The 24,355-nt window shown below is 70.3% G+C and carries 22 protein-coding genes; 8 read left to right on the forward strand and 14 right to left on the reverse strand.

Translation table 11 applies throughout. The features are described from left to right. Nucleotides 1-42: 42 nt before the first annotated feature. The 3 genes from ilvD (at nt 43) to DEU38_RS16640 (ending at nt 2,946) form a co-directional block, all read left to right on the forward strand. Nucleotides 43-1,884 (forward strand): dihydroxy-acid dehydratase, encoded by a 1,842-nt coding sequence (gene ilvD / locus DEU38_RS16630; protein WP_114722513.1) that lies wholly within the window; start codon nt 43-45, stop codon nt 1,882-1,884. 155 nt (nt 1,885-2,039) lie between these two features. Next, entirely contained in the window at nt 2,040-2,522 is a 483-nt protein-coding gene (locus tag DEU38_RS16635) for a hypothetical protein (RefSeq protein WP_114722514.1), read from the forward strand. Between the two features lie 196 nt (nt 2,523-2,718). Beyond that, the gene (locus tag DEU38_RS16640; protein WP_114722515.1) at nt 2,719-2,946 is read left to right on the forward strand and encodes a hypothetical protein; all 228 of its coding nucleotides are present in this window, start codon (nt 2,719-2,721) and stop codon (nt 2,944-2,946) included. Between the two features lie 78 nt (nt 2,947-3,024). Here the strand turns inward: DEU38_RS16640 and DEU38_RS16645 are convergent, their stop codons facing one another. Further along, nucleotides 3,025-3,936, reverse strand: coding sequence for a DoxX family protein (locus DEU38_RS16645; RefSeq protein WP_114722516.1), 912 nt, complete (start codon nt 3,934-3,936; stop codon nt 3,025-3,027). Nucleotides 3,937-4,047: 111 nt separating this feature from the next. Here DEU38_RS16645 and DEU38_RS16650 point away from each other — a divergent pair, with 111 nt between their 5' ends. Then, nucleotides 4,048-5,193: a sorbosone dehydrogenase family protein gene (locus DEU38_RS16650; protein ID WP_114722517.1), complete on the forward strand. Its 1,146-nt coding sequence runs from the start codon at nt 4,048-4,050 to the stop codon at nt 5,191-5,193. Between the two features lie 3 nt (nt 5,194-5,196). On the opposite strand, the gene DEU38_RS16655 is transcribed toward DEU38_RS16650, so the two are convergent. The 5 genes from DEU38_RS16655 to DEU38_RS16675 form a co-directional block, all read right to left on the reverse strand. After that, nucleotides 5,197-6,429 (reverse strand): cation:proton antiporter, encoded by a 1,233-nt coding sequence (locus DEU38_RS16655; protein WP_114722518.1) that lies wholly within the window; start codon nt 6,427-6,429, stop codon nt 5,197-5,199. A gap of 22 nt (nt 6,430-6,451) precedes the next feature. Continuing rightward, nucleotides 6,452-7,963: an Asp-tRNA(Asn)/Glu-tRNA(Gln) amidotransferase subunit GatB gene (gene gatB, locus DEU38_RS16660; RefSeq protein ID WP_114722604.1), complete on the reverse strand. Its 1,512-nt coding sequence runs from the start codon at nt 7,961-7,963 to the stop codon at nt 6,452-6,454. A 22-nt stretch (nt 7,964-7,985) separates the two neighbouring features. Continuing rightward, nucleotides 7,986-9,017, reverse strand: a complete 1,032-nt coding sequence (locus DEU38_RS16665; protein ID WP_114722519.1) for an ATP-dependent 6-phosphofructokinase — start codon at nt 9,015-9,017, stop codon at nt 7,986-7,988. An 82-nt stretch (nt 9,018-9,099) separates the two neighbouring features. After that, nucleotides 9,100-9,762, reverse strand: a complete 663-nt coding sequence (locus DEU38_RS16670; RefSeq protein ID WP_114722520.1) for a response regulator transcription factor — start codon at nt 9,760-9,762, stop codon at nt 9,100-9,102. Nucleotides 9,763-9,771: 9 nt separating this feature from the next. Further along, complete coding sequence (locus tag DEU38_RS16675) at nt 9,772-10,935, reverse strand: sensor histidine kinase (RefSeq protein ID WP_114722605.1); 1,164 nt, start codon at nt 10,933-10,935, stop codon at nt 9,772-9,774. A gap of 242 nt (nt 10,936-11,177) precedes the next feature. Here DEU38_RS16675 and DEU38_RS16680 point away from each other — a divergent pair, with 242 nt between their 5' ends. The 3 genes from DEU38_RS16680 to DEU38_RS16690 are packed head-to-tail and all read left to right on the forward strand — an operon-like array spanning nt 11,178 to nt 13,761. After that, nucleotides 11,178-11,831 (forward strand): hypothetical protein, encoded by a 654-nt coding sequence (locus DEU38_RS16680; RefSeq protein WP_114722521.1) that lies wholly within the window; start codon nt 11,178-11,180, stop codon nt 11,829-11,831. Further along, complete coding sequence (locus DEU38_RS16685; protein WP_114722522.1) at nt 11,828-13,189, forward strand: alpha/beta-hydrolase family protein; 1,362 nt, start codon at nt 11,828-11,830, stop codon at nt 13,187-13,189. The genes DEU38_RS16680 and DEU38_RS16685 overlap by 4 nt, the downstream gene beginning before the upstream one ends. Nucleotides 13,190-13,233: 44 nt before the next feature. Then, nucleotides 13,234-13,761: a mycothiol transferase gene (locus DEU38_RS16690; RefSeq protein WP_114722523.1), complete on the forward strand. Its 528-nt coding sequence runs from the start codon at nt 13,234-13,236 to the stop codon at nt 13,759-13,761. On the opposite strand, the gene DEU38_RS16695 is transcribed toward DEU38_RS16690, so the two are convergent. The 3 genes from DEU38_RS16695 to gatC form a co-directional block, all read right to left on the reverse strand. Beyond that, nucleotides 13,688-15,202, reverse strand: a complete 1,515-nt coding sequence (locus DEU38_RS16695; RefSeq protein WP_114722524.1) for an NAD(P)/FAD-dependent oxidoreductase — start codon at nt 15,200-15,202, stop codon at nt 13,688-13,690. The genes DEU38_RS16690 and DEU38_RS16695 overlap by 74 nt on opposite strands. A gap of 128 nt (nt 15,203-15,330) precedes the next feature. Next, a complete protein-coding gene (gatA, locus tag DEU38_RS16700) occupies nt 15,331-16,815 on the reverse strand; it encodes an Asp-tRNA(Asn)/Glu-tRNA(Gln) amidotransferase subunit GatA (RefSeq protein WP_114722525.1) in 1,485 nt (494 codons plus the stop codon). Then, nucleotides 16,812-17,111 (reverse strand): Asp-tRNA(Asn)/Glu-tRNA(Gln) amidotransferase subunit GatC, encoded by a 300-nt coding sequence (gene gatC / locus DEU38_RS16705; RefSeq protein ID WP_031938977.1) that lies wholly within the window; start codon nt 17,109-17,111, stop codon nt 16,812-16,814. The genes gatA and gatC overlap by 4 nt, the downstream gene beginning before the upstream one ends. Nucleotides 17,112-17,297: 186 nt before the next feature. On the opposite strand from gatC, the gene DEU38_RS16710 reads away from it, so the two are divergent. Next, on the forward strand, nt 17,298-17,948 hold the full coding sequence (locus tag DEU38_RS16710; RefSeq protein WP_114722526.1) for an ACT domain-containing protein: 651 nt from the start codon (nt 17,298-17,300) through the stop codon (nt 17,946-17,948). Nucleotides 17,949-17,950: 2 nt separating this feature from the next. Here the strand turns inward: DEU38_RS16710 and DEU38_RS16715 are convergent, their stop codons facing one another. The 5 genes from DEU38_RS16715 to DEU38_RS16735 form a co-directional block, all read right to left on the reverse strand. Then, nucleotides 17,951-18,439 (reverse strand): GNAT family N-acetyltransferase, encoded by a 489-nt coding sequence (locus DEU38_RS16715; protein WP_114722527.1) that lies wholly within the window; start codon nt 18,437-18,439, stop codon nt 17,951-17,953. Nucleotides 18,440-18,779: 340 nt separating this feature from the next. Further along, nucleotides 18,780-20,858 carry an NAD-dependent DNA ligase LigA gene (gene ligA / locus DEU38_RS16720; protein ID WP_114722528.1) on the reverse strand — a complete coding sequence of 693 codons (2,079 nt, stop codon included), beginning with the start codon at nt 20,856-20,858 and terminating at the stop codon, nt 18,780-18,782. A 134-nt stretch (nt 20,859-20,992) separates the two neighbouring features. Continuing rightward, nucleotides 20,993-22,024, reverse strand: a complete 1,032-nt coding sequence (locus tag DEU38_RS16725) for a methionine synthase (protein WP_114722529.1) — start codon at nt 22,022-22,024, stop codon at nt 20,993-20,995. Then, nucleotides 22,021-23,109: a tRNA 2-thiouridine(34) synthase MnmA gene (gene mnmA / locus DEU38_RS16730; protein WP_114722530.1), complete on the reverse strand. Its 1,089-nt coding sequence runs from the start codon at nt 23,107-23,109 to the stop codon at nt 22,021-22,023. The genes DEU38_RS16725 and mnmA overlap by 4 nt, the downstream gene beginning before the upstream one ends. Further along, nucleotides 23,110-24,336 carry a cysteine desulfurase family protein gene (locus tag DEU38_RS16735; protein ID WP_114722531.1) on the reverse strand — a complete coding sequence of 409 codons (1,227 nt, stop codon included), beginning with the start codon at nt 24,334-24,336 and terminating at the stop codon, nt 23,110-23,112. Between the last annotated feature and the right edge of the window lie 19 nt (nt 24,337-24,355).

Here is a 24,355-nt window from a genome sequence, read left to right on the forward strand (position 1 = left end):
AGCCCGCCGCCGAGAACCGCTGATCGACGAAGGAATTCGCCCATGCCCCCGCTGAGGTCACGCACCACCACCGTCGGACGCAACGCTGCCGGAGCCCGTTCGCTCTGGCGCGCAACCGGTATGACCGACTCCGACTTCGGTAAGCCGATCGTCGCGATCGCGAACTCCTACACGCAGTTCGTGCCCGGCCACGTTCACCTGAAGAACGTCGGCGAGATCGTCGCCGAGGCCGTCCGCGCAGCGGGTGGCGTGCCGCGCGAGTTCCACACCATCGCCGTCGACGACGGCATCGCGATGGGCCACGGCGGCATGCTCTACTCGCTGCCGAGCCGCGAGATCATCGCCGACTCCGTCGAGTACATGGTCAACGCGCACACCGCCGACGCCCTGGTGTGCATCTCGAACTGCGACAAGATCACCCCCGGCATGCTCAATGCCGCGATGCGCCTGAACATCCCGACAGTCTTCGTCTCCGGCGGCCCGATGGAGGCCGGCAAGGCCGTCGTCGTCGGCGGCGTCGCGCAGGCCCCCACCGACCTGATCACCGCGATCTCGGCGAGCGCCAACGACTCCGTGTCCGAGGAGGGCCTGGACGAGGTCGAGCGCAGCGCGTGCCCCACGTGCGGTTCGTGCTCGGGAATGTTCACCGCCAACTCGATGAACTGCCTCACCGAGGCACTCGGACTCGCACTGCCCGGCAACGGTTCCACGCTGGCCACCCACGAGGCGCGTCGCGCCCTCTTCAGCAAGGCCGGCACCACCGTCGTCGAGGCGGCGCTGCGCTACTACCGCGACGAGGACGAGTCGGTTCTGCCCCGGAACATCGCCTCCCCCAAGGCGTTCCGCAACGCGATGGCACTCGACGTCGCGATGGGCGGCTCCACCAACACGGTGCTGCACACCCTCGCGGCCGCGCAGGAAGGCGAGGTCGACTTCGACCTGAGCACCATCGACGAGATCAGCCGTCGCGTGCCGTGCCTGTCGAAGGTCTCCCCCAACTCGGACTACCACATGGAGGACGTCCACCGCGCCGGTGGCATCCCCGCTCTCCTCGGTGAACTGCGCCGCGCGAACCTACTCGAGACCGACGTCTCGACCGTCCACACCAAGAGCTTCGACGAGTGGCTCGACACGTGGGACATCCGCTCCGGCAAGGCGTCCGACGAAGCACTCGAACTGTTCCACGCAGCCCCCGGCGGTGTGCGCACCACCGAGCCGTTCTCGACGAACAACCGCTGGTCCGCGCTCGACACCGACGCCGAGGGCGGCTGCATTCGCGACCTCGAGCACGCGTACACCGTCGAGGGCGGCCTGTGCGTGCTGCGCGGCAACATCGCCGTCGACGGCGCGATCCTCAAGACCGCGGGCATCGACGAGGAGCTGTTCTCGTTCCAGGGTCCGGCCGTCGTCGTCGAGTCCCAGGAGGCGGCGGTCTCGGTGATCCTCCAGAAGCAGATCAAGCCGGGCGACGTCATCGTCGTGCGTTACGAGGGCCCCAAGGGTGGTCCGGGCATGCAGGAGATGCTGCACCCCACTGCCTTCCTCAAGGGTGCCAGTCTCGGCAAGGTGTGTGCACTGGTCACCGACGGTCGCTTCTCGGGTGGCACGTCCGGCCTGTCGATCGGGCACATCTCCCCCGAGGCTGCGTCGGGCGGTGTGATCGGTCTGGTCGAGGACGGCGACCAGATCCGCATCGACGTCGCGACCCGCACCCTCGAGGTCCTCGTCGACGACGAGACGCTCGCGCAGCGCCGCGCCAAGATGGAGGCCTCCGAGCGCCCGTGGCAGCCGGTGGATCGTCAGCGCTCGGTCACCACCGCACTGCGCGCCTACGCGGCGCTGGCCACGTCGGCCGACAAGGGCGCCGTCCGCCACGTGCCGTAAGAGGTCCTGCCGCTCCGCTTTTCGCTGTGCCGCGTCCCCGATCGGGGGCGCGGCACAGCCGTTTCCGGAGCGGCAGATCTGTGGATACCGAGAAATCCATCCACAGATCGCGGATCGAGCACCGTCGACGGCTCCGGCGACGTCAGGCTCGATACATGGATTTCGACGGCACACCACTGGTGTTCAGGTCCGACGCACTCGGTCGCGGCTTCACCGACCACGAACTACGCGCGGCCCGACGGTCGCGGGAACTGCTCGCGGTCCGACCCGGGGCGTACGTCCGCGCCGCCGACCTCGCCCGACTCGATTCCGTCGCGCAACACAGACTGGCGGTCCTCGCCGCGGCGTCGTCGTGCCCGGATGCCGTCGTCAGCCACGTGTCGGCGGCGGTACTGCACGGGATCGCCGTGTGGGCCGTGCCGCTGCGGCGGGTGCACTCCACCCTCGACCGCGCCTCCGGCGGCAAGATCACCACTCGTCGACATGTGCACGTCGCACGCTGCCCGCCGAGGACATCGTCGTCGTGGACGGTGTGCCGGTCACAGCGCCCGCCCGAACGATCGTCGACCTCGCGCGGACGACGCCGTTCGAGAGCGCGGTGGTGTCGGGTGACAACGCGCTCGCCACCGGACTGGTGACGCCCGAGGATCTCGACGACGCGCTCGTCCGGTGTCGTGGCCGACGCGGGGCGGCACAGGCGGCGCGGGCGGTCGCGTTCATGGACGGTCGGAGCGAGAGTGTCGGCGAATCCCGCAGCCGTGTACTGATCCACCGCGCCCGGCCGCCGGCGCCGGAACCAGCGGGACCTGTTCGACGGCGATTCCTGGATCGGCCGTGTCGACTTTCTGGTTCGAGGGCGAGCGCGCGGTCGGCGAGTTCGACGGGCTCGGCAAGTACGCCGAGCATCTGCGCCCCGGTCAGACCACCGAACAGGCGGTCATCGAGGAGAAGCTGCGCGAGGACCGGATCCGCACGGCCGGATACGGCGTCGCGCGATGGGGTTGGCGGGAGCTGAGCACACCCGAGGAGGTGGTGCGACGGCTGCGGCGCGCATTCGGCTGAGCCCGCCGCCGCTCCGGAAATGGTCGTGCCGCTCCCCCGATGGGACGAGCGGCACGACGAGAACCGGAGCGGCAGGCGTCAGATGACGGGGTTGGCCCCGTTGAGGAAGATCCACACGCCGACACCCACGGCCGCACCGAGGATCAGGATCACCGTCGATCCGACGTACGGGCGGGTGGCCCACTTGCGGCGGCCGTCCAGGGAGATCCGGCCCGGACCGGTCAGGATGATCGCGGCCGCGGCCGCACCGAGCACCGTCTCGTACTCGATGCCCTCGGGCGCGAAGTACTCGAGGCCGGGCACCATGGACTGCTTGAGGCACCACGCGTTGATCATCACGGCGACCACCGTGGCGGCCGCGATCGGAGTGAGCAGGCCGAGGATCAGCAGTGCACCGCCGGCCACCTCGCCGACCGCGCCGGCCACCGCGAGAACCCGCGCGTGGTCGAAACCGGAGTCCACCAGGATGTCCCGGTAGCCGCCGAGGCCCGGCCCGTTCCACCATCCGGTGAGCTTCTGCAGGCCGTGCGCGAGCAGCGTGCCGCCGACCACGAGTCGCAGGACCAGCAGACCGAGATCCAGCGTGCCGCGCCGGTTGTCCGCCCCGCCGTCCGAGCCCGGCATCGGCGGGACCGCGACCGGGGCGGCGACCGTCGACGCATCGCCGATCGGCTCCGACACGATCGGCTCGGACACGATCGGCGGGGACAGGGTCGGCGTCGGCACGGTGGCGTCGTCGCGCTGGATCACGGTGGTGGGCTGGTCCTCGATGCCGGTCGGCGCGGGAGCGGGGCGGAAGGCGGGAATCTGCTCCGTCGGCAGACTCGAGGCGCCCCTGTCGTCGAAGTCGAGGTCGTCGTCGGTGTGCGCCAACGGTCGGCTCCCCCGGTCGACGGACTGCGCGGCGAACCTCTCGGTCGGCTGATCGAACGGGCTCGGCGCGGACCCCGCGCCGGTGGACTCGGTGTGATCTTTCGACTTGTCAGTCACGCATGGCAGCCTAGGACGGTTCGTGGAGCTTGACCGGGTAGCGAGGCCCGGCGCGCCGGTCACACCGCGCCGCGTGGCGCACCCCGCCCGGCCTTCCGTAACGTCTGCACCATGACGAAGGGTGTACCGGGCCGGAAGGTGCGAGGGGCGGCCACGGCAGCCATCTGTTCGATCGCTGTGGTGGCGGCCGCCGGATGCGCGCGGTTCGACGACTCCACATCGTCGCCGTTCACCCCCGAGCCGACGTTCGGTTCCGGTGCGGAGGTGCAGCCTCGCGAACCGTCCGCACCCTCGTCGGTGCTGCCCGAGCCGTCGACGCCGAACGACCCCTGCTTCGACCGCGACCCCAATGTCATTGCCACGTGCCTGGATGCGACCGGCGGGCTGGTGATGCTGCCCGACGGCGGCTCCGCATTGGTGGCGGAGCGTCGCACCGGGCGCATCGTGCGGGTGGCGCCGGGTGAGAAGCCGACCGAGTTCGCCAGGATCCCCGTCGATTCCGGATCCGACGGCGGCCTGCTCGACATCGCGCTGTCCCCCACGTACACCGAGGACAACCTCCTCTACGCCTACATCACGACGGGCAGTGACAACCGGGTGGTCCGCATCGCGCCCGGGGACACGCCCAAGGACGTCCTCACCGGAATTCCGCGCGGCGACGTCGGAAACACCGGCGCACTGACGTTCTCGACGCCCGGCGAATTGATGGTCCTGACGGGCGACACCGGCAATCCCGCGGCTGCGGCCGATCCCGCGTCGCTCGCCGGGAAGCTGCTCGGTGTGACCGCGCTGTCCTCGACCCCGAATCCGCCACGGCCCGCCGTCGTACTGTCCGGGCTGGGTCGGGCGGGCGACGTGTGCGCGGATCCCGGTGGTGGCGTGTGGGTCACGGACCGTACGGCACTCGAGGATCGGATCCAGCGCGTCCGACCGGACGGAACCGTCGGGGCGCCCGCGTGGACGTGGCCGGACAAGCCCGGGGTCGCCGGATGCGCCGCCGCACGGGGCGCGGTCGCGGTCGCCCTGACCGACGCGCAGGCGATGGCGGTCCTGGCTACCGAGCACGACACCGGTGCCGTCACCTCGGCGCCGGCCCTGCTGGCGCAGAAGCTCTACGGCCGTCTCGGTGGGACGGTGATCAGCGGTGCCGGCGAGATCTGGGCGGCCACGGTGAACAAGTCCGGCGGGGAGCCCGGTCCCACCGACGATCGTGTCGTGAAGCTTCCGCTGCCGAGCGGTGGCGGCGGGACCGACTGACGCTCAGGCGCTCGCGGGTCTGGCCGTCTGCGGGTCTCGCCGATCTCCGTGCTCGCCCCGGTCGCCGTGTGCCAGCGCGCTCGCGAGCATCGGCAGCACCAGCACCGTGATGGCTCCGGCCGCGACGAGGATCGACGCCGTCGCATTGGACATCTCACCCGCCGACACCGCGACGCCGGTGACCGCGACGATGAGCGGAAGACCCGTGGTCGAGTACAGCGCGATCTGGAGTTGCTCGCGGGTGTCGAAATTCGCGCCGGCCGGTCCCCGGTCGTAGCGCGACGCGACGAACACCGGGAGACCGCGGGCCACCAGCAGCAGGCCGAGGAAGGCGAGCAGGACCACCGGCTCGCCCGCCACCGCGGACACGTCGATCGCCATCCCGGACGTGACGAAGAAGATCGGGATCAGGAGCCCGAACGCCAGGCCCTCGAGTTTCGCCTCGAGCTGCTCGTTGCCGTCGGGCACCGCGCGTCGCAGGATGAATCCGGCCGCGAAGGCGCCGAGGATGACGTCGAGGTCGAACACCGCCGCGACGGCGATCAGCGCCACCAGCAGGAGCATCACCAGGCGAACCGTCGTCTGGGCCGTGGTGTCCGCGCCGCGGCGGATCACCGCGAGCAGGTCCGAGCCCTCGCGCAGGATCCTGGTCGGCAGCATCGCGACGACGACCGCCACCACCGCGAACGCCGCGAGCACGACGAGGGACATGATCGCGCCGCGGGCGCCGAGCAGCACGGCCATCGCGATCACCGGGCCGATCTCGCCGACAGCGCCGTGGTTGAGCACCGCCTTGCCGATCGGCGTCTCGACGAGCCCGCGATCCTTGAGGATCGGCAGCAGCGTGCCGAGTGCCGTCGACGTCAGCGCGATCGCCACGGCGATCTCCGAGTGCACCAGACCCGCCGCCCCCAACGCGGCGACGATCCCGAACGCGACGGCCAGGCACACCAGCCACGTGACGAGGGCGCGCCGACCGCCGCGGCCGGTCAGCTCCTCACGGTCCACCTCGTATCCGGCGAGGAGGAACAGCATGCCCAGTCCGAGTTCCCGCAGCATCTCGATCTCGCTGCCGGCGTCGGCAAGTTCGAGCACGTAGGGACCGATCACGATCCCGGCCACGAGCAGCAGCACGACCTCGGGCACGAGCTTGCGGGGCAGTGATCCGGCGACCAACGGCGCGACCACGGCCGCGACGGCGATCCAGAACAGTGAGGTGGCGACGGCGGCGTCCATGCGCCGCTACATTACTGCCCGATCAGCTGCACGCCGCGATGACGAGCTCCTTGACACGCGCCGGGTCGGCCTGCCCGCGAGTTGCCTTCATCACGTCGCCGACAATCTTGCCGGCCGCCGCGACCTTGCCGCTGCGGATCTTGTCGGCGATGTCGGGGTTCGCGGCCAGGGCCTCGTCGACCGCGGCCTGCAGCTTGCTGTCGTCACGCACGACCACGAGCTCCGGGTGCGCGGCGAGGATCTGTGCGGGATCGCCCTCACCGTCGAGCACGTAGTCGACGACCTTGCGGGCGAGCTTGTTGGTGAGCTTGCCCTCGGCGACGAACCCGATGACCTCGGCGACCTGCGCGGGCGTGATGGGCAGCGCGGTGAGCTCGACGCTCCGGGTGTTCGCCTGCTGGCTCAGGTAGGCGACCCACCACGAGCGGGCCTCGGACGCGGGCGCGCCGGACTCGGTCGTCGCGATCACCAGGTCGAGTGCGCCGGCGTTGACGAGGTCGCGCATCTCCTCGTCCGAGACACCCCACTCCTGCTGGATGCGCGCGCGGCGCAGCCACGGCAGCTCGGGCAGCGTGCCGCGGAGTTCCTCGACCCAATCGGCGTCAGGCGCGACGGGCTCGAGGTCGGGCTCGGGGAAGTAGCGGTAGTCCTCGGCGGTCTCCTTGCGGCGACCGGCGGACGTGGTGCCGTCGGCCTCCTGGAAGTGCCGGGTCTCCTGGATGATCTCGCCACCGGAGACGAGGACGGCGGCCTGACGGCGCATCTCGTAGCGGACGGCGACCTCGACGCTCTTGAGCGAGTTGACGTTCTTGGTCTCGGTGCGGGTGCCGAACACCTCGGCGCCGATCGGCATCAGCGAGACGTTCGCGTCGCAGCGCAGCGAGCCCTGGTCCATGCGGACGTCGGAGACGTCGAGGGCCTTGAGCAGATCACGCAGGGCGGCGACGTACGCGCGGGCCACCTCGGGCGCGCGCTCACCTGCACCGGTGATGGGCTTGGTCACGATCTCCACGAGCGGGACGCCGGCGCGGTTGTAGTCCAGCAGCGAGTGGCTCGCACCGTGGATTCGGCCGGTGGCGCCACCGACGTGCAGCGACTTACCAGTGTCCTCCTCCATGTGCGCGCGCTCGATGTCGACACGCCACGTGCTGCCGTCGTCGAGCACCACGTCGAGGTAGCCCTCGGTCGCGATGGGCTCGTCGTACTGCGAGATCTGGTAGTTCTTCGGCTGGTCCGGGTAGAAGTAGTTCTTCCGCGCGAACCGGCCCCACGGGGTGATCGAGCAGTTCAGCGCCAGGCCGATACGGATCGCGGACTCGACGGCGGCCTGATTGACCACCGGCAACGCTCCGGGCATGCCGAGGCACACGGGGCACACCTGGGTGTTGGGCTCGGCACCGAACTCGGTGGGGCACGGGCAGAACATCTTGGTCTTGGTGTGCAGCTCGACGTGCACTTCCATGCCCAATACGGGCTCGAACTTCGCGAGGACGGCGTCATAGTCGAGAAGGTCAGCGGACACGGCGGCAGTCATGGCCATGAGTTTATGCGCCCCGTCACCCGAAGAACGCGGCCGCCTCCCGGTAGCGCTCGACGGGCACGGTCTTGAGCTGTTTGGTCGCCTCCGACAGCGGCACCAACTCGATGTTCGTGCCGTGCAGCGCCACCATCTGACCGAACTGGTTGCTGTGCGCGGCGTCGGTCGCGTGGACGCCGAATCGGGTCGCGAGGACCCGGTCGTACGGGGTCGGCGTCCCGCCGCGCTGCACGTGCCCGAGCACCGTCGTGCGCACCTCCTTGCCGATGCGGTGTTCGATCTCGACGGCCAACTGCTGCGCGACACCGGTGAAGATCTTGTGTCCGAACTCGTCGATGCCGCCCTCGCGGAGCGTCATCGACGCCGGGTCGGGCGAGGCCCCCTCCGCGACCACGCAGATGAAGTGCGAGTCGCCGCGCTGGAAGCGCTTCTTGACCAGCGCGCACACCTCGTCGACGTCGAACGGCTCCTCGGGCACCAGCGTCAGATGCGCGCCCGACGCCATGCCGGACTGCAACGCGATCCAGCCCGCGTGCCGGCCCATCACCTCGACGAGCATCACCCGCTGGTGTGATTCGGCGGTGGTGTGCAGCCGGTCGATCGCGTCGGTGGCGATGGTCAAGGCGGTGTCGAAGCCGAACGTGACGTCGGTGCAGTCGATGTCGTTGTCGATCGTCTTGGGCACCCCGACGACGGGGACACCGCTGTCGGCGAGCCAGCTCGCGGCGGTGAGCGTGCCCTCGCCGCCGATCGGGATCAGCACGTCGATGCCGTTGTCGTCGAGGGTCTGTTTGATCCGGTCGAGGCCGTCGTGCAGTTTCTGCGGGTTCACCCGCGCGGTGCCGAGGATGGTGCCGCCGCGCGCGAGGATCCGGTCAATGCGGTCCTCGTTGCGCATCTGCATCTTGCGGTCCTCGAGCAGACCCCGCCAGCCGTCCTGGAACCCGACGACGGTACTGCCGTAGCGCGCGTCCGCAGTGCGCACGACAGCGCGGATGACGGCGTTCAATCCGGGGCAGTCGCCGCCCCCGGTCAGGATTCCGATGCGCATCACGGCCCCTCTCGGCCATCGCGGAGCAGAGCGGTCCCTTCTCATCTTGCCGCGCCCGCGCCGATCAGGCACGCCGAGTCGATCAACCGGGCGTGACCAGTCCCGTTTCGTAGGCGAGGACGACGGCCTGCGCACGATCCCGCAGCGACAGCTTCGCCAGCACCTTCCCGACGTGCGTCTTGACGGTCTGCTCCGCAACGAACAGGCGTTCGGCGATCTCGGTGTTCGACAGCCCGGCCGCGATGAGTTCGAGGACCTCACGCTCGCGCGGCGTGAGCGACTCCAACCGAGTGTTCCGCGGGCGCGGCGCCGAACGCCGACGGGTGACGTCCGCGATGAGACGACGCGTGACGCTCGGCGCGAGCAGCGCCTCACCGGCCGCGACCACCCGCACCGCCCGGATCAGCTCCTCGGCCGGCGCATCCTTGAGCATGAACCCGCTCGCCCCCAGCCCGAGGGCCTCATAGACGTACTCGTCGATGTCGAACGTTGTGAGCATCAACACCCGAACCGGATGTTCCGTTGTGGCGGAAAGGATTTCACGTGCCGCGTCGAGACCGTTCATCTCCGGCATCCGCACGTCCATCAGCACCACATCGGGGCGCAGGCGCTTGACCTCGCTGACGGCGACCCGCCCGTCCGGCGCGTCACCGATGACACTGATGTCCGGCTGTGCACCGAGCAGCGCGCCGAAACCCTGCCTCACCATCGCCTGGTCGTCCGCAATGAATACCGTGATCGCCACCGTGACAGACTAGGCGGCCGGCCCGGCCGGGGTGCCGGCCACAACCGGGACACTCCCCGGAATATGGGCCCGGACCTCGAATCCCCCGCCGTCGAGTGCGCGGGTGTCGAGTGTGCCGCCGACGGCGCGGGCACGATCCCGCATGCCGGCGATCCCGCTGCCACCCGACGACTCGGGACGCGGTTCGGCTCCCACCGCGGGACCGTTCGTCACGACGAGCGACGTAACGGCGGGCGAGAAGTCGACGACGACCTCCACGTGCGCGCCCGGACAGTGCCGGCTGGCATTGGCCAGCGACTCCTGCAGGATCCGGTACACCGTCAGCCCCGTCGTCTCGGAGATCGCAGACGGCTCCCCGGAGATGCTGCGCGACAGCGACATACCGGCACGGACGCTGCCGTCGAGCAGTTCCTCGATCTGCGCGACGCCGGGCTGCGGGGCCCGCTCGGTGGTGTCCCCGTCGCTGCGCAGCACGCCGAGCAGGCCTCGGATCTCGTTGAGCGCCTCCCGCGCGGTGGCACCGATGGATTCGAACTCCGCCCTCGCCTCGTCGGACACCGAGTCCAGCCGATACGGCGCGCTCTGCGCCTGCACCACGACCATCGACATGTGGTGGGCGACGACGTCGTGCAGGTCACGGGCGATCCGCGCCTTCTCCTCGAGGATCGCGCGGCGGGCTCGTTCGAGTTCGCTGGTCTGCTCCTGGGCGGCGAGCTGGCGCCGCGAGATCACCAGCCAGCGGATCAGCAGCCCGAACAGCACGAGGACCGTGAGACCCACCGCCCAGCCGCGCCCGTCCTGGCCCGGCGTGTCGGCGAGGAAGAGCAGCGTCGTCGCGCCCCACGCGACCGCGACCACCGGGATCGGCGACCGCAGGCTCACCGCCAGCAGCAGCGCCATCAGCACCATCACGTGGACCACCTGCCACGGGAAGTCGTAGTCGTCGGCGCGCTGGTACACCACCGGGATCACCAGCGCGCCCGCCGCCGAGATGGCCCATCCCAGCGCCGGATTAGCCCGGATCAGCAGGAGCGGCAGCGCGGCGAGCCCTCCGATCAGCGGCTGCACGCCGGCGGGCACATGGTGCGTCACGTGGAGCGTGGGCCACGCGATCGCGTACAGCACCGCGGTCACGAACAGCACCACCAGGTCCAATCGCTGCCCCGTGCTCATCCGCTTCAGGCGCGGGGCCGCGGCCGAGACCGCGCCCTGTGCCGCACGGTCGAGTGCACGATTTCGTTTCCTCACACCCGGAAACACTAGGAACCGGGACTCGAAATGTCCTCATACCCAGGGGTGAGATGCGACTGGCTCCGGGGTATCAGGCGCCGGTCGCGATCACTCCCGCGACGTGCCACGGTTCGGCACCGCGGGGTGATGTCGCAGGGTAGCGCCCATTTCTAGCGTCGTTTGTCATGCGAACTACGAGATGGATCGGATCCGTCCTCGCCGTGACGATCGGCGGGATGACGCTCACCGGGACGGTGTCGGCCCCCACCGCCGACGCGCACTCCCCGGCACGGGAGAACCGAGCGGCCGCGGCCGCCGTGACGTTGCTGACCGCCGACGACCACGCCCTCGCCGCGTCCGCGATTCCCGACGACTTCGCCGCCGTCATGGGATATCGGCCGACGGTGATCGACGGCACGGTCGTCAATCCGCTCGGCGCGTGCTCGTCGCCGATACCGCTGCCTGCCGAGTTCGACACGGCCTGCAAGGCACACGATCTGGGGTACGACCTGCTGCGTTACGCACACCGCGGCGGCGGCGACCTCGGGGCCTGGGCGCGCACCGAACTGGATGCGCAACTCGACCGACGGATGCACGCGGCGTGCGACGCCCGGGCTGCAGACCGGACGTCCTGCTTCGCGATGGCGAACACCGCGACGGCCGCCGTGGGGATGAACTCGATGCGTCAGGGGTTCGGCGCACCGGTCGACGAACCGTGGATCCGGTACGGCCTGGGTGGCCTGCTCGGCGCCCTCGGAGCGCTGCTCGTGACCCTGACTCTGCGGAGGATCAGGCCGATGCTCGGCCTTGTCGCTCCCAGCCCGGCGGTGGCGGCATGAGCGCGATCCCCGGCGCGCATGCCGGGAGCGCCCGATTCGCGGTCACCGTTGCGTTGCCGCGGGTGGGCACGTCGGTGGCCATCGCCACCGGAGCCGTCGCCTCGCTGGCGCCGTCGCTACTCCCCCGAACCCCTGTCGCGCAGGGCGTGTTCACCGGAATTCTGGTGGCGCTGTGCTGGGGCGTGGCCGCACTGCTCCGACGGCTGCGACCGGCCGGCGGCAGCCACACGCACGACGCCGCCCGGGCCGGCGCAGCCGTGCTGGCAGGCCTGATCCTCGCGTGGTCGGTGGCGTCGGCAGACCACTGGCAGAACGCGCTCCGCTCGGCGATGAGCCTGCCCGCGATCGGTCCGGGACACTGGGCGCAGGTCGCGTTCTGGGCGGTCGCGGTGTGTCTCGTACTGTTCGGTCTCACCCGGGGATGCGTCACGCTCGCGCGACGCCTGGGATGGGTGCGCTGCGTCGGCCTGCTGGTGGCGATCGTCCCCCTCGCGAGCCTGATCGCGGTACCGCGGGCGGCTTCGGCTGCAGCGCAGCATTTTCGGACCACCAGCTCGGTCATCGACACCAGTCTCGTTGCAAACGAACAAAACTCGATCGTTCCATGGAAGACGCTCGGCGCGGAGGGCCGGCGGTTCGTGGCCGGCGTATCCGATCCGCGGGCCGTCCGCACGTATGTCGGGCTCGACTCGGCGCCCGACGTCGCCGCCCGGGCCGCGCTCGCGGTGGACGAGCTCGACCGCACGGGCGCGTTCTCCCGATCGCACGTCGTGGTCGCCGTCCCGACGGGTTCGGGATGGATCGACGGCGAGGCCGCCCGCGGTATCGAGCGCAGGTTCGCCGGCGACGTCGCGACCGTCGGCATGCAGTACTCGTACGCGCCCAGCTGGGCGACGTTCCTGTTCGGCCGGGCCGACGCGGAGGAATCTGCGCGGACACTGTTCGCGGCGGTGTCGGCACGGATCGCCGAACTGCCCGCCGATGCCCGGCCCGCGCTGCACGTGTACGGCCAGAGTCTCGGGTCGGTGGGCGGCAGCGCGATCTTCGACGACGCCGACGACCAGCGGGCGCGCGCGTGCAGCGTTCTGTGGGCCGGACCCCCGGCCGGGGCGGTGCGCACCGACGGTGCGACGGTGCTCGCGAACAGTTCCGATCCGGTGGTGTGGTGGTCACCGTCGCTGCTGACCCGGGCACCCGACCTCGGCGACGTCCGCGTCGACGCACCTGTGCCGCAATGGATTCCCGGTATCAGCTTCCTGCAGACCGGCGTGGACATGCTGTTCGCGCTCGACGCTCCCACCGGGCACGGGCACCGGTACGGCGCCGATCAGGGACTACAGATGCCGGACTGCGCCTGATCCGAAGACGCCCACGACCGGCGGTGTGCGCTTACCGTGGACACATGACCCCACAGAAGGAGACGGACGCGGCCCGCGAGATCCTGCGGGACAACTTCGAGCGCATCCGGGAACTCGCGGTCGAGGTGTGCGCCGGCCTGACACCCGAGATGTCCGACTACCGGCCGGGGCCGAACGCCAACTCGATCGCGTGGCTGATCTGGCACCTGACCCGGGTCCAGGACGATCACGTGAGCGACATCGCCGACGTGGAGCAGGCCTGGACGTCCCGGGGTTGGCGGGAGCGGTTCGCCCTGCCGTTCCCGGCCGGCGACGTCGGCTACGGGCACAGCAGCGCCGACGTCGGCATCGTGCACGCGGACGCCCGATTGCTCGCCGACTATCACGGCGACGTGCACCTGGCGACGCTCGAGTACATCGACGAACTCACCGCCGACGAGCTGGACCGGATCGTCGATCGCCGCTGGGATCCGCCCGTGACCGTCTCGGTGCGCCTCGTCAGTGTGATCGGCGACTGCCTGCAGCATCTGGGGCAGGCCGCGTACGTGCGGGGGTTGTTCGAGGCGCGGTGATCCGGAAGTCGCGGCGGTCGGGGCGTCGGGTCCGGCGCCGGTAGGCCGTGACCGTGCCCGGCCAGTTGGTGGTGATCTTGCCCGACGCGGTGCGATACCAGCTGCTGCACAGGCTCCACACCGAGTCGGCCAGCTTGCGTTGGATGCGGTCGTCGAATCGGCGCTCGACACCGGCGTCCACCTCGACCGCACACCCCGGCTGCTCGACGAGCCACTCGACGAGTCCGGCGATGTGCCGGGCCTGGGACTCGAGCATGTACACGATCGATCCCGAGCCGAGGTTCGTGTTGGGACCGTACATCAGGAACAGGTTGGGGAACCCGGCCGTCGTGACGCCGAGATACGCGTGGGCGCCGTCGGACCAGGCGTCGTCCAGACTCCGTCCGGCGCGTCCGCGAATCTTCATAGGCGCGAGGAATTCCGTTGCGGCGAAACCGGTCCCGTAGATGATCACGTCGGCCGGGTGCAGGGTTCCGTCGACCGTCCGCACACCGTCGGGTTCGATGCGGTCGATGGCGCCGACGACGACGTCGACGCTGCCGCGCGTCAGTGCCGGGTAGTACTCGTCCGACAACAGCATCCGCTTGCAGCCGGGCTCGTAGTCCGGCGTCAGTGCCGCCCGTAGCGCCGGATCGGTGACCTGCTTGCGCAGGTGCCTGCGCGCCAGTGCGCCCGCGATGCCGCCGCGCCACCTGGTGTCGAGCAGGCCGACGGTGAGCAACTCGAATATCCCCCAGGTGACGAGGCGTTCGCCCCGCAACGTCGCCGGCACCGACCGGAAGATCCGGTGATGCCGGTCCCCGTACACACGATCGGGTTTCGGGAGGATCCACGGCGCCGATCGCTGGAACAGCGTCAGCCGGCCCACGTCGGCGGCGATCGCCGGCACGAACTGGACCGCGCTGGCACCGGTGCCGATCACCGCGACGCGTCGGCCCGCCAGATCGACGTCGTGGTTCCACTCGGCCGAGTGGAAGGCGGGCCCGGCGAACGTCTCGCGTCCCGGAATGTCGGGCAGCGCCGGGCGCGACAACTGGCCGACCGCGGTGACGAGGACGTCGGACTCGACGATCTCACCATCGGCGGTCCGCACCGACCACCGGTTGACGTGCTCGTCGAACTCGGCCTCGATGACCGTGACCCCGAACCGGATCAGCGGCCGCAACTGATGCCGCTCGGCGATGTCGCGCAGGTACGCCAGGATGTCGGGCTGCTCCGAGAACCGCCGCGACCATTCGGGATTGGGCTCCGACGAGATCGAATACAGCGGCGACGGCACGTCGCACGCCGCGCCGGGATACGTGTTGACGCGCCACACACCGCCGACGTCGTCGCCCTTCTCCAGGATCGTGATGTCCGTGAGCCCGGCACGACGCAACTCGAGCGCCATTGCGATTCCGCCGAATCCGGCGCCGATGATCGTGATCGACGGCTTTCCCACTTCGATCCTCCTGGCATCCCGCACACATCCTGCTGCCCCGGAGCCTAGTCCCCCACGACAGCGAACAGCCCGGATCCGAATGTCCGGATCCGGGCTGTTGCCGAACGCGTTCGGTGACGCGCCGGGCGTCAGCTCACGGGCGACGCGATCGGCCCGCGGGCGGCCTCGTAGGCCGCGCCGACGCGGTACAGGCGCTCGTCGGCCAGAGCCGGGGCCATGATCTGCAGACCGACGGGCAGGCCGTCATCCGCGGACACACCCGACGGAACCGACATCGCGCAGTGGCCCGCCAGGTTGGTCGGCAGGGTGCACAGGTCGGACAGGTACATCGCGAGCGGGTCGTCGACCTTCTCGCCCAGCTTCCACGGCGTGAACGGGCTGGTCGGCGAGACCAGCACGTCGACCTTCTCGTACGCGGCGTCGAAGTCACGCGCGATCAGCGTGCGGACCTTGAGCGCCGAACCGTAGTAGGCGTCGTAGTAGCCCGACGACAGCGCGTAGGTGCCGATCATGATGCGGCGCTTGACTTCCTTGCCGAAGCCGGCAGCGCGGGTCGCGGCCATGACCTGCTCGGCGCTCATGTCGCCGTCGTCGACCCGCAGGCCGTACCGCATGGCGTCGAAGCGCGCGAGGTTGGACGACACCTCGCTGGGCAGCACCAGGTAGTACGAGGCCAGCGCGTACTCGAAGTTGGGGCACGAGACCTCGACGACCTCGGCACCGAGGGCCGTCAACTGCTCGACCGCGGCGTCGAACGACGAGATGACGCCCGGCTGGTAGCTGTCGGAGTGCAGTTCCTTGACGACGCCGACGCGCACGCCCTTCAGGTCGCCGGTCGCGCCCTGGCGGGCCGCCTCGACGACGGGGCGGACGGGCTCGTTCAGCGACGTGGAGTCACGCGGGTCGTACCCGGCGATCACCTCGTGCAGCAGCGCGGTGTCGAGGACGGTGCGGCCGCACGGGCCACCCTGGTCGAGCGACGACGCGCAGGCGACGAGACCGAAGCGCGAGACGGTGCCGTACGTGGGCTTGGTGCCGACGGTCGCGGTGACCGCGGCGGGCTGCCGGATGGAGCCGCCGGTGTCGGTGCCGATCGCGAGCGGGGCCTGGTACGACGCGAGCGCCGCGGCCGAGCCGCCGCCCGAGCCACCCGGGATCCGCGTGGTGTCCCACGGGTTGCGGGTGGGCCCGTACGCGGAGTTCTCGGTGGACGAGCCCATCGCGAACTCGTCCATGTTGGTCTTGCCCAGGATCGGGATCCCGGCCTCGCGCAGCTTGGTGGTGAGCGTCGCGTCGTACGGCGACACCCAGCCCTCGAGAATCTTCGACGCGCACGTGGTCGGCATGTCGGTGGTGGTGAAGACGTCCTTGAGCGCGATCGGCACGCCCGCGAGCGCCGACGACGGCGCCTCACCGGCAGCGAGATCGGAGTCGACCTCCTTGGCCGCGACCAGCGCCTGCTCGCCCGCAATGTGCAGGAACGCGTGCAGTTCGCCGTCCACCTGACCGATCCGGTCGAGGTGTGCCTGCGTGGCCTCCACCGACGAGATCTCGCGCGAGTGGATCTTCGACGCCAGCTCCGAGGCGTCGAGACGAGTCAGATCGGTGCTCATTCGCCCTCTCCCAGGATCTGCGGAACGGCGAACCGATCCTGTTCGACGGCCGGCGCACCCGACAGCGCCTGCTCGGGCGTCAGCCCCGGCACGATGACGTCCGGCCGCGTCACGTTCGCGATCGGATTGGGGTTCGCGGTGGGCGGGACATCATCTGCCGCGACCTCGGACACCGCCTTCACGTGGCTGAGAATCGAATCCAGCTGACCGGCGAACTCGTCGAGTTCTGCGTCGGTCAGGGCAAGCCGGGACAGCCGGGCGAGGTGGGCGACCTCGTCACGGGAGATGGCAGGCACCTTCGGTGACCCCTTTCAGGTCGAAGTGAACGTTCCCGACCAGCCTAGAGCGTGGCCGGATCGGTCGTGCAGCCCGTCACCCCAGCGGACGCGAGCCCGGGGTGAAAGGATAGGGAACGGCGGGGGTGCGCACTGTGTCCCGTCTTCGGCGTCGGACCCGGCACCGAACGAACGGAAAGGCAGCACGTGTCCTACCTGCTCCGCGTCCAACTCCCCGACCGACCCGGCAGCCTCGGCGCACTCGCCGTCGCACTCGGCTCGGTGGGAGCGGACATCCTCTCACTCGACGTCGTCGAGCGAGGATCCGGATTCGCCGTCGACGACCTGGTGGTCGACGTCGAGGCCGGGTCACTGCCGGACACTCTGATCACCGCGGCGGAGAAGCTCCCCGACGTCCGGGTCGACTCCATCCGCCCCTACTCCGGCATCCTCGACACCCACCGCGAGCTGGAGTTGATCGACCACGTCGCCACCGCGCACTCCGACCGCCTGCAGGTCCTCGTCGACGGGGCGCCGCGGGTGCTGCGGGTCGGCTGGTCCACCGTCATGGACATCGGCCCGCACGGCTCGTTCCGTGTCGTCGGTAGCCCGGGCGCACCCGAAACGCACGCCGGCGACGCGCCCTGGATGCCACTGAAGAAGGCCACGGTCCTCGACGGCAACGACGACTGGGTGCCGCAGGTGTGGCGCGACATGGACACCACCCTCGCGGCCGCCCCGCTCGGCAGCACCGGCCGGGCACTGCTACTCGGGCGCCCCGGCGGACCGGAGTTCCGCCCGTCGGAGGTGGCGCGACTGGGCTACCTCGCCGGCATCGTCGCCACCGTCCTGGGCTGACGTCAGACGAGTTCGCGCACCAGCGCGGTCAGCTCCATGCCGGGGATCGGCTCCCAGTTGCGCTCGGGCGCGGGAACGAAACCGTTGCGGTCGTAGATGCGTCGCGCGTCGACCATGTCGGGCTGCGTGGAGATGACGACCGCGCGGTCGCCGCGGTCGTACGCGACGTCGAGCACGTGGCGCACCAGCGCGGAGCCGACGCCCTTTCCGCGCGCCGACGCCGCGACCGCGAGCATGCGGAACTCGAGTTCACCCTTCTCGGCGACGTCCGCGAACGGCGACTCCGGCTCGGCGATGGTCACCGAGCCGACGATCTCGCCGTCGACCAGTGCCACCACGACGTCGGCCTGGTCGGCACGGGTCGCGGTGTCGCGCAGTCGCTCCGCGTACATGTCGCTGTCCGATACGAAACCACCGTCGATGTAGACGTCGGCAGTGAGCTCGCCGACAGTGTCGTAGTCGGCAGGTGTGACGGGCCGGATATCGATCATGGCGTCACTATGTCAGCCACTGGCCGCCGTCAGAAAACCGATTCAGATGCCCCGAGCGGCGCAAATGAGACACGCGCCACATTTGGGACGGTCTGCGATCGAGGCCGCCACTGCCCCGGCCGACGCCGCAACTCCGGGCGCACGCCCGCCCCCGAACTATTCCGACCAGCATCGATGGCGCGAAGTTCACCATGCGCACACTCGGCGGTCCGTCGCGAATTTCCGGCCGTCGGAATTCCACCGAAAACGACACCACGTCGTAGCGTGGCGTTCATCACGTAGACAAGCGCGGCGCGACAGTGTGAATGTTCCTGTCGCGCTGCGCTTCTGCCACGAAACGTCAGATGCCGTCCGGTCCGTTTTCGAGCAGACGGCGGAATCCTGCCTCGTCGAGGATCGGCACACCGAGTTCCTCTGCCTTGGCCGCCTTGGAACCGGGGGCGTCGCCGATCACGACGAACGCCGTCTTCTTCGACACCGAACCGGCCGCCTTGCCGCCGCGGATCAGGATCGCTTCCTTCGCCTCGTCCCGGGAGAACCCCTCGAGCGAACCGGTGACGACGATCGACAGGCCCTCGAGGCTGCGCACGATCGACTCGTCACGCTCGTCCTCCATCGACACCCCCGCCGCGCGCCATTTCTCGACGATGTCCCGGTGCCAGTCGACGGCGAACCATTCGACGACGGCCGCCGCGATGGTGCCGCCCACCCCGTCCACCGCCGCCAGTTCGTCGACACCGGCGTTCTCGATGCGCTCCAGGCTGCCGAACTCGCCCGCCAGCGCCCGCGCCGCCGTCGGGCCGACGTGCCGGATGGACAGCGCGACCAGCACGCGCCACAGCGGTTGCTGCTTGGCCGAGCCGAGGTTGTCGAGCAGGCGCCGGCCGTTCGCCGACAGCTTCCCCGCCTTGGTGCGGAACAGCGACGCCTGCATCAGGTCGTCCTCGGTGAGCGAGAACAGGTCGCCCTCGTCGCGGATGACGCCGGCCTGCAGCAGCGCCGTGGCCGCCTCGTACCCGAGGACCTCGATGTCGAACGCGCCTCGGCCCGCGACGTGGAACACGCGCTCGCGCAACTGCGCCGGGCACGACCGCTGGTTGGGGCAGCGGATGTCCGCATCGCCCTCCTTGGCCGGGGCGAGCGTCGTGCCGCACTCGGGGCACTCGGTGGGCATGACGAACTCGGTCTCGGTGCCGTCGCGCACGTCGACGACCGGGCCGAGCACCTCGGGGATCACCTCTCCGGCCTTGCGGATCACGACGGTGTCGCCGATCAGCACGCCCTTGCGCTTGACCTCGGAGCCGTTGTGCAGCGTCGCCAGCGCGACCGTCGAACCGGCCACCAGGACCGGCTCCATGTACGCGAACGGGGTGACCCGGCCGGTGCGGCCGACACTGACCCGGATGTCGAGGAGTTTGGTGGTGGCCTCCTCCGGCGGGTACTTGTACGCGACCGCCCAGCGGGGCGCGCGCGACGTGGAACCGAGGCGGCGGTGCAGGGCCATCTCGTCGACCTTGACGACCAGACCGTCGATCTCGTGCTCGACGTCGTGGCGGTGCTCGTCCCAGTACTGCACCTTCTCGACCACCGCGTCGATGCCGACCACGCGCGACGTGTGCGACGACACCGGCAGCCCCCACGCCGCGAGTGCGGTGTAGGCGTCGTACTGGCCGACCGGGTCGAAGCCCTCGGTGCGGCCGAGCCCGTGACAGATCATGCCGAGCCGCCGCCGTGCGGTGACGGCCGGATTCTTCTGCCGCAGCGAGCCGGCCGCCGAGTTGCGCGGATTCGCGAAGGGCGCCTTGCCTTCCTGGACCAGGGACGCGTTGAGGGCCGCGAAGTCCTCGAGCCGGAAGAACACCTCTCCGCGCACCTCGAGCAGCGCGGGAATCGGGTATCCGTCACTGGGCGTGAGAGTTTCGGGGATGTCGGCGATGGTGCGCGCATTGAGCGTGACGTCCTCGCCGGTGCGACCGTCACCGCGGGTGGCCGCGCGGACCAGCTTGCCGTTCTCGTACACCAGATTGAGCGCGACGCCGTCGATCTTCACCTCGCACAGGTAGTGCAGATCAGGACCGGTCTCGACTTCTACACGCCCGGCCCAGGTGCGTAGTTCGTCGTAGTCGAAGACGTTGTCGAGGCTGAGCATCCGCTCGAGATGGTCGACGGCCTTGAACTCGGTCGCGAACCCGCCGCCGACGAGCTGCGTGGGCGAGTCCGCCGTCCGCAGGTCCGGGTGGCGTTCCTCGAGCGCGTTCAGCTGTCCGAACAGTGCGTCGAACTCGCCGTCGGAGACGACCGGCGAGTCGAGCACGTAGTAGCGGAACTGGTGGTTGCGGACCACCTCGGCCAACTCCTGCCAGCGTTCGCGATCCTCGGCACTCGCAGGCTCCACCGCGGCGTCGGACGGGCTGGTCATGGCGGTAGCGGCTTCGTTCTGGTCCACCTGGGAAGGTTATCGCAGCCAGCTGACAGGTTTCGCCTCGCGACAGTGCTCCTCGAACGGGAACTCCGGTCACGCCGACAGCGCGAAAACGTGCCGCGAACTCCCGTTCAGGCCATGGCGGACGGGTCGGCACCGTCGGCGAAGGCACGGGTCAGCTCGTTCGCCGACCGCAGGGCCGTGCGGGCCCAGTCCGCGTCCGCGCCCGCCAGACCGCACGCCGGGGTCACCGTCACGCGCGACGACAGCAACTCACGCGCGAAGCCCAGGCGATCGAGCAGACGGGTCGCCGGCTCGGCCAGGTCCCGCCAGCCCGGTGTGCGTTCGGGCGCGGTGGTGGGCACCAGGCCCAGCGCCAGGTCGATTCCCGCGTCGAGCAGTTCGCCGATGCCGTCGAGGTCCGCGGTGCGCAGCGTGGTCACGTCGAGGCCCACCATCGACGCACCACTGCGATGCAGCAGACCGAGGGGGGCGTCGGCGGCGCAGCAGTGCACCAGCACGGGCGCGCCGACCCGCTCGATCGCCGACTGCAGCAGTGCCAGCGCCTCCGGTTCGGGCAGCGCACGCGGGGTCTGCAGGATCGACACCCCGGACAGCGAACCCGCGAGGACCGCGGGCAGTCCGGGCTCGTCGAACTGGACCACGACCGGTGAACCGAGGCGCCGCGCCGTGTCCGCGACATGGGCCGCGACACCCTCCGCGAGCGATTCGGTGAGATCGCGCAGCGCACCCCGATCGGTGAGCACCCGGTGCCCGGCGTGCAGTTCCAGTTGCGATGCGAGCGTCAGCGGGCCGACGGCCTGCACCTTCACCGGCTGGTCGGTGCCCCGGCGTCCCGCCAGCTCCCACGCCTCCTCGAGGGCATCGAGGTCGCGGGCCAGCAGATCGCGGGCGGTGCGGGTGGCCGCGCCGACCCGTTGCGTGAGGCGGTAGCCGGTCGTGGAGGTGTCGAGCGGCATGTCGATCAGCAGCGCCGCGGCCCGGCCGATCATGTCGGCCCCGATGCCGCGGGCCGGAAGTTCCACCAGGTGCGGCAGGGCGGGCAGTTCGCCGACGACGATCTCGGCGGCCGCCCGCGGATCGGTCCCGGGCCAGGAGCCGACGCCCGTCGCGACGCCGACGGGAACGCGGGCGCCCGTCACGGACGGTCCGCGGAGGTTCCCGAGATGGTGCCGCTGCCGATGACCACGTCCCCGTCCTCGTCCGGGTGGTACAGGACCACGGCCTGCCCCTTCGCGACACCGGTGAGCGGTTCCGACAACTGCACCGAGATCCCGCCGTCGACTTCCTCGGCCACCGCGCGGGCGGTGCCACCGTGGGCACGCACCTGAACGACGCACTCGATCGGACCCTCGGGCGCCTGCCCGGACGTCCAGATCGCGCGCTCGGCGGAGATGGTCCACACCTTGAGCCGCTCGGCCGAACCGACCCGGACCGTACCGGTTTCGGGCTCGATCGACGTCACGTAGCGGGGCTGACCGTCCGCGGCCGGGCCCTGCACACCGAGCCCCTTGCGCTGACCGATGGTGAACCCGTGGACGCCGTCGTGCTCGGCGAGGACCTCACCGGAGTCGGCGTCGACGACCGCGCCGGGACGGATCCCGATCTTGGCGCCGAGGAACGCGCGGGTGTCACCGGACGGGATGAAGCAGATGTCGTGGCTGTCGGGCTTGTTCGCCACGGCGAGGCCGCGCTCGGCGGCCTCCTCGCGGATCTGCTCCTTGGGGGTGTCGCCGACCGGGAACATGGCCCGCGACAACTGCTCCGAGGTGAGCACCGCGAGCACGTAGGACTGGTCCTTGTCGGCGTCGACGGCGCGGCGCAGGACGCCGTCCTCGAGCCGCGCGTAGTGACCGGTCGCGACGGCGTCGAAGCCCAGCGCGATCGCGCGGTCCGCGAGCGCCGCGAACTTGATCTTCTCGTTGCATCGCAGGCACGGGTTGGGGGTCTCCCCCGCCGCGTACGCCTCCACGAAGTCGTCGATCACGTCTTCCTTGAAGCGCTCCGCGAAATCCCAGACGTAGAAAGGGATTCCGAGCACATCCGCCGCACGCTTGGCGTCGCCCGCGTCCTCCTTGGAGCAGCAGCCACGCGACCCGGTCCGCAGTGTGCCCGGCGCCGTCGACAGTGCGAGGTGAACACCGACCACGTCGTGGCCGGCCGCCACCGCACGGGCCGCCGCGACCGCGGAGTCCACGCCGCCGCTCATCGCCGCCAGAACTCGCATCTACCGATTCCCTCCGTGTGTTCCCCGAGCGCCGGCACTCGCCAGTCCGGCGGCGCGGGCACGCTCGATCACCTGCGGCAGCGCCGACAACAACGCCTCGACGTCCCGCTCGGTCGACGTGTGCCCCAACGAGAATCGCAGTGATCCACGCGCGAGGACGGGGTCGACGCCCATCGCGGTCAGCACGTGACTCGCGCTCGCGACGCCGGCCGTGCACGCCGAACCCGTGGAGCACTCGACGCCGGCGACGTCGAGCAGCATCAGCAGCGAGTCGCCCTCACAGCCGGGAAAAGTGAAGTGCGCGTTACCCGGAAGCCGCCCGGCACCGGTGGCGCCGTTGAGGATCGCATCGGGGACCGCGCGCCGGACGCCGTCGATCAGGCTGTCCCGCAGGGCCGCCAGCTCGGCGCCGCGCACGTCCATGTCGGCGGTCGTGATCTGCAGCGCGGACGCCAGTCCGACGATCGACGCGGTGTCCTGGGTTCCGGAGCGCAGGTCGCGTTCGTGCCCGCCGCCGTGCAGCAGCGGCACACACGACACCTGCCGGCCCAGCAGCAGGGCGCCGACGCCCTGGGGGCCGCCGAACTTGTGCCCGGCGATGCTCAGCGCCGACAGGCCGCTCGCTGCGAAGTCGACCGGCAGATGCGCCGCGGCCTGCACCGCGTCGCTGTGGATCGGGACGCCGAACTCTGCGGCGACGGCCGCGATCTGCGCGATCGGGTTGATCGTGCCGATCTCGTTGTTGGCCCACATGACGGTGACGAGGGCCGTCTCGTCGGCGTGCACCGACAGGTCGGCCCGCACGACGTCGGGGTCGACGGCACCGTCCGCGTCCACGGGCAGCCACGTCACGTGGGCTCCCTCGTGGGCCACGAGCCACTCGACGGCGTCCAACACGGCGTGGTGCTCGACGGCACTGGCGAGGATGCGGGTGCGTTTGGGGTCGGCGTCGCGGCGGGCCCAGTAGATGCCCTTGACGGCGAGGTTGTCGCTCTCGGTACCACCGGAGGTGAAGATCACCTCGGACGGCCGGGCCCCGAGGCAGGCGGCGATGGACTCGCGGGACTCCTCGATCCGGCGCCGGGCCGACCGACCCGATCCGTGCAGTGACGAGGCGTTACCCACCGTGGCGAAGACCTCGGTCATCGCCTCGATCGTTGCCGGATACATGGGTGTGGTCGCGGCGTGGTCGAGGTAGACCGCTGAGCTGGTGGCAGACGAGATCATGACTCGACAAGGATAGCCG

It is taken from the genome of Rhodococcus sp. AG1013 (assembly GCF_003350365.1).
Classification (GTDB): Bacteria; Actinomycetota; Actinomycetes; order Mycobacteriales; family Mycobacteriaceae; genus Prescottella.

What these genes read in the sequence shown, in the direction of transcription:
- gatA (WP_114722525.1), bottom strand. Translation starts at nt 16,815, where the DNA reads ATGAGCACCGATCTGACTCGTCTCGACGCCTCGGAGCTGGCGTCGAAG.
- DEU38_RS16655 (WP_114722518.1), bottom strand. Translation starts at nt 6,429, where the DNA reads ATGGACGCCGCCGTCGCCACCTCACTGTTCTGGATCGCCGTCGCGGCC.
- DEU38_RS16635 (WP_114722514.1), top strand. Translation starts at nt 2,040, where the DNA reads ATGGATTTCGACGGCACACCACTGGTGTTCAGGTCCGACGCACTCGGT.
- DEU38_RS16685 (WP_114722522.1), top strand. Translation starts at nt 11,828, where the DNA reads ATGAGCGCGATCCCCGGCGCGCATGCCGGGAGCGCCCGATTCGCGGTC.
- gatB (WP_114722604.1), bottom strand. Translation starts at nt 7,963, where the DNA reads ATGACTGCCGCCGTGTCCGCTGACCTTCTCGACTATGACGCCGTCCTC.
- ligA (WP_114722528.1), bottom strand. Translation starts at nt 20,858, where the DNA reads ATGACCAGCCCGTCCGACGCCGCGGTGGAGCCTGCGAGTGCCGAGGAT.
- DEU38_RS16715 (WP_114722527.1), bottom strand. Translation starts at nt 18,439, where the DNA reads ATGATCGATATCCGGCCCGTCACACCTGCCGACTACGACACTGTCGGC.
- DEU38_RS16675 (WP_114722605.1), bottom strand. Translation starts at nt 10,935, where the DNA reads ATGAGCACGGGGCAGCGATTGGACCTGGTGGTGCTGTTCGTGACCGCG.
- DEU38_RS16665 (WP_114722519.1), bottom strand. Translation starts at nt 9,017, where the DNA reads ATGCGCATCGGAATCCTGACCGGGGGCGGCGACTGCCCCGGATTGAAC.
- ilvD (WP_114722513.1), top strand. Translation starts at nt 43, where the DNA reads ATGCCCCCGCTGAGGTCACGCACCACCACCGTCGGACGCAACGCTGCC.
- DEU38_RS16680 (WP_114722521.1), top strand. Translation starts at nt 11,178, where the DNA reads ATGCGAACTACGAGATGGATCGGATCCGTCCTCGCCGTGACGATCGGC.
- mnmA (WP_114722530.1), bottom strand. Translation starts at nt 23,109, where the DNA reads ATGCGAGTTCTGGCGGCGATGAGCGGCGGCGTGGACTCCGCGGTCGCG.
- DEU38_RS16690 (WP_114722523.1), top strand. Translation starts at nt 13,234, where the DNA reads ATGACCCCACAGAAGGAGACGGACGCGGCCCGCGAGATCCTGCGGGAC.
- DEU38_RS16735 (WP_114722531.1), bottom strand. Translation starts at nt 24,336, where the DNA reads ATGATCTCGTCTGCCACCAGCTCAGCGGTCTACCTCGACCACGCCGCG.
- DEU38_RS16650 (WP_114722517.1), top strand. Translation starts at nt 4,048, where the DNA reads ATGACGAAGGGTGTACCGGGCCGGAAGGTGCGAGGGGCGGCCACGGCA.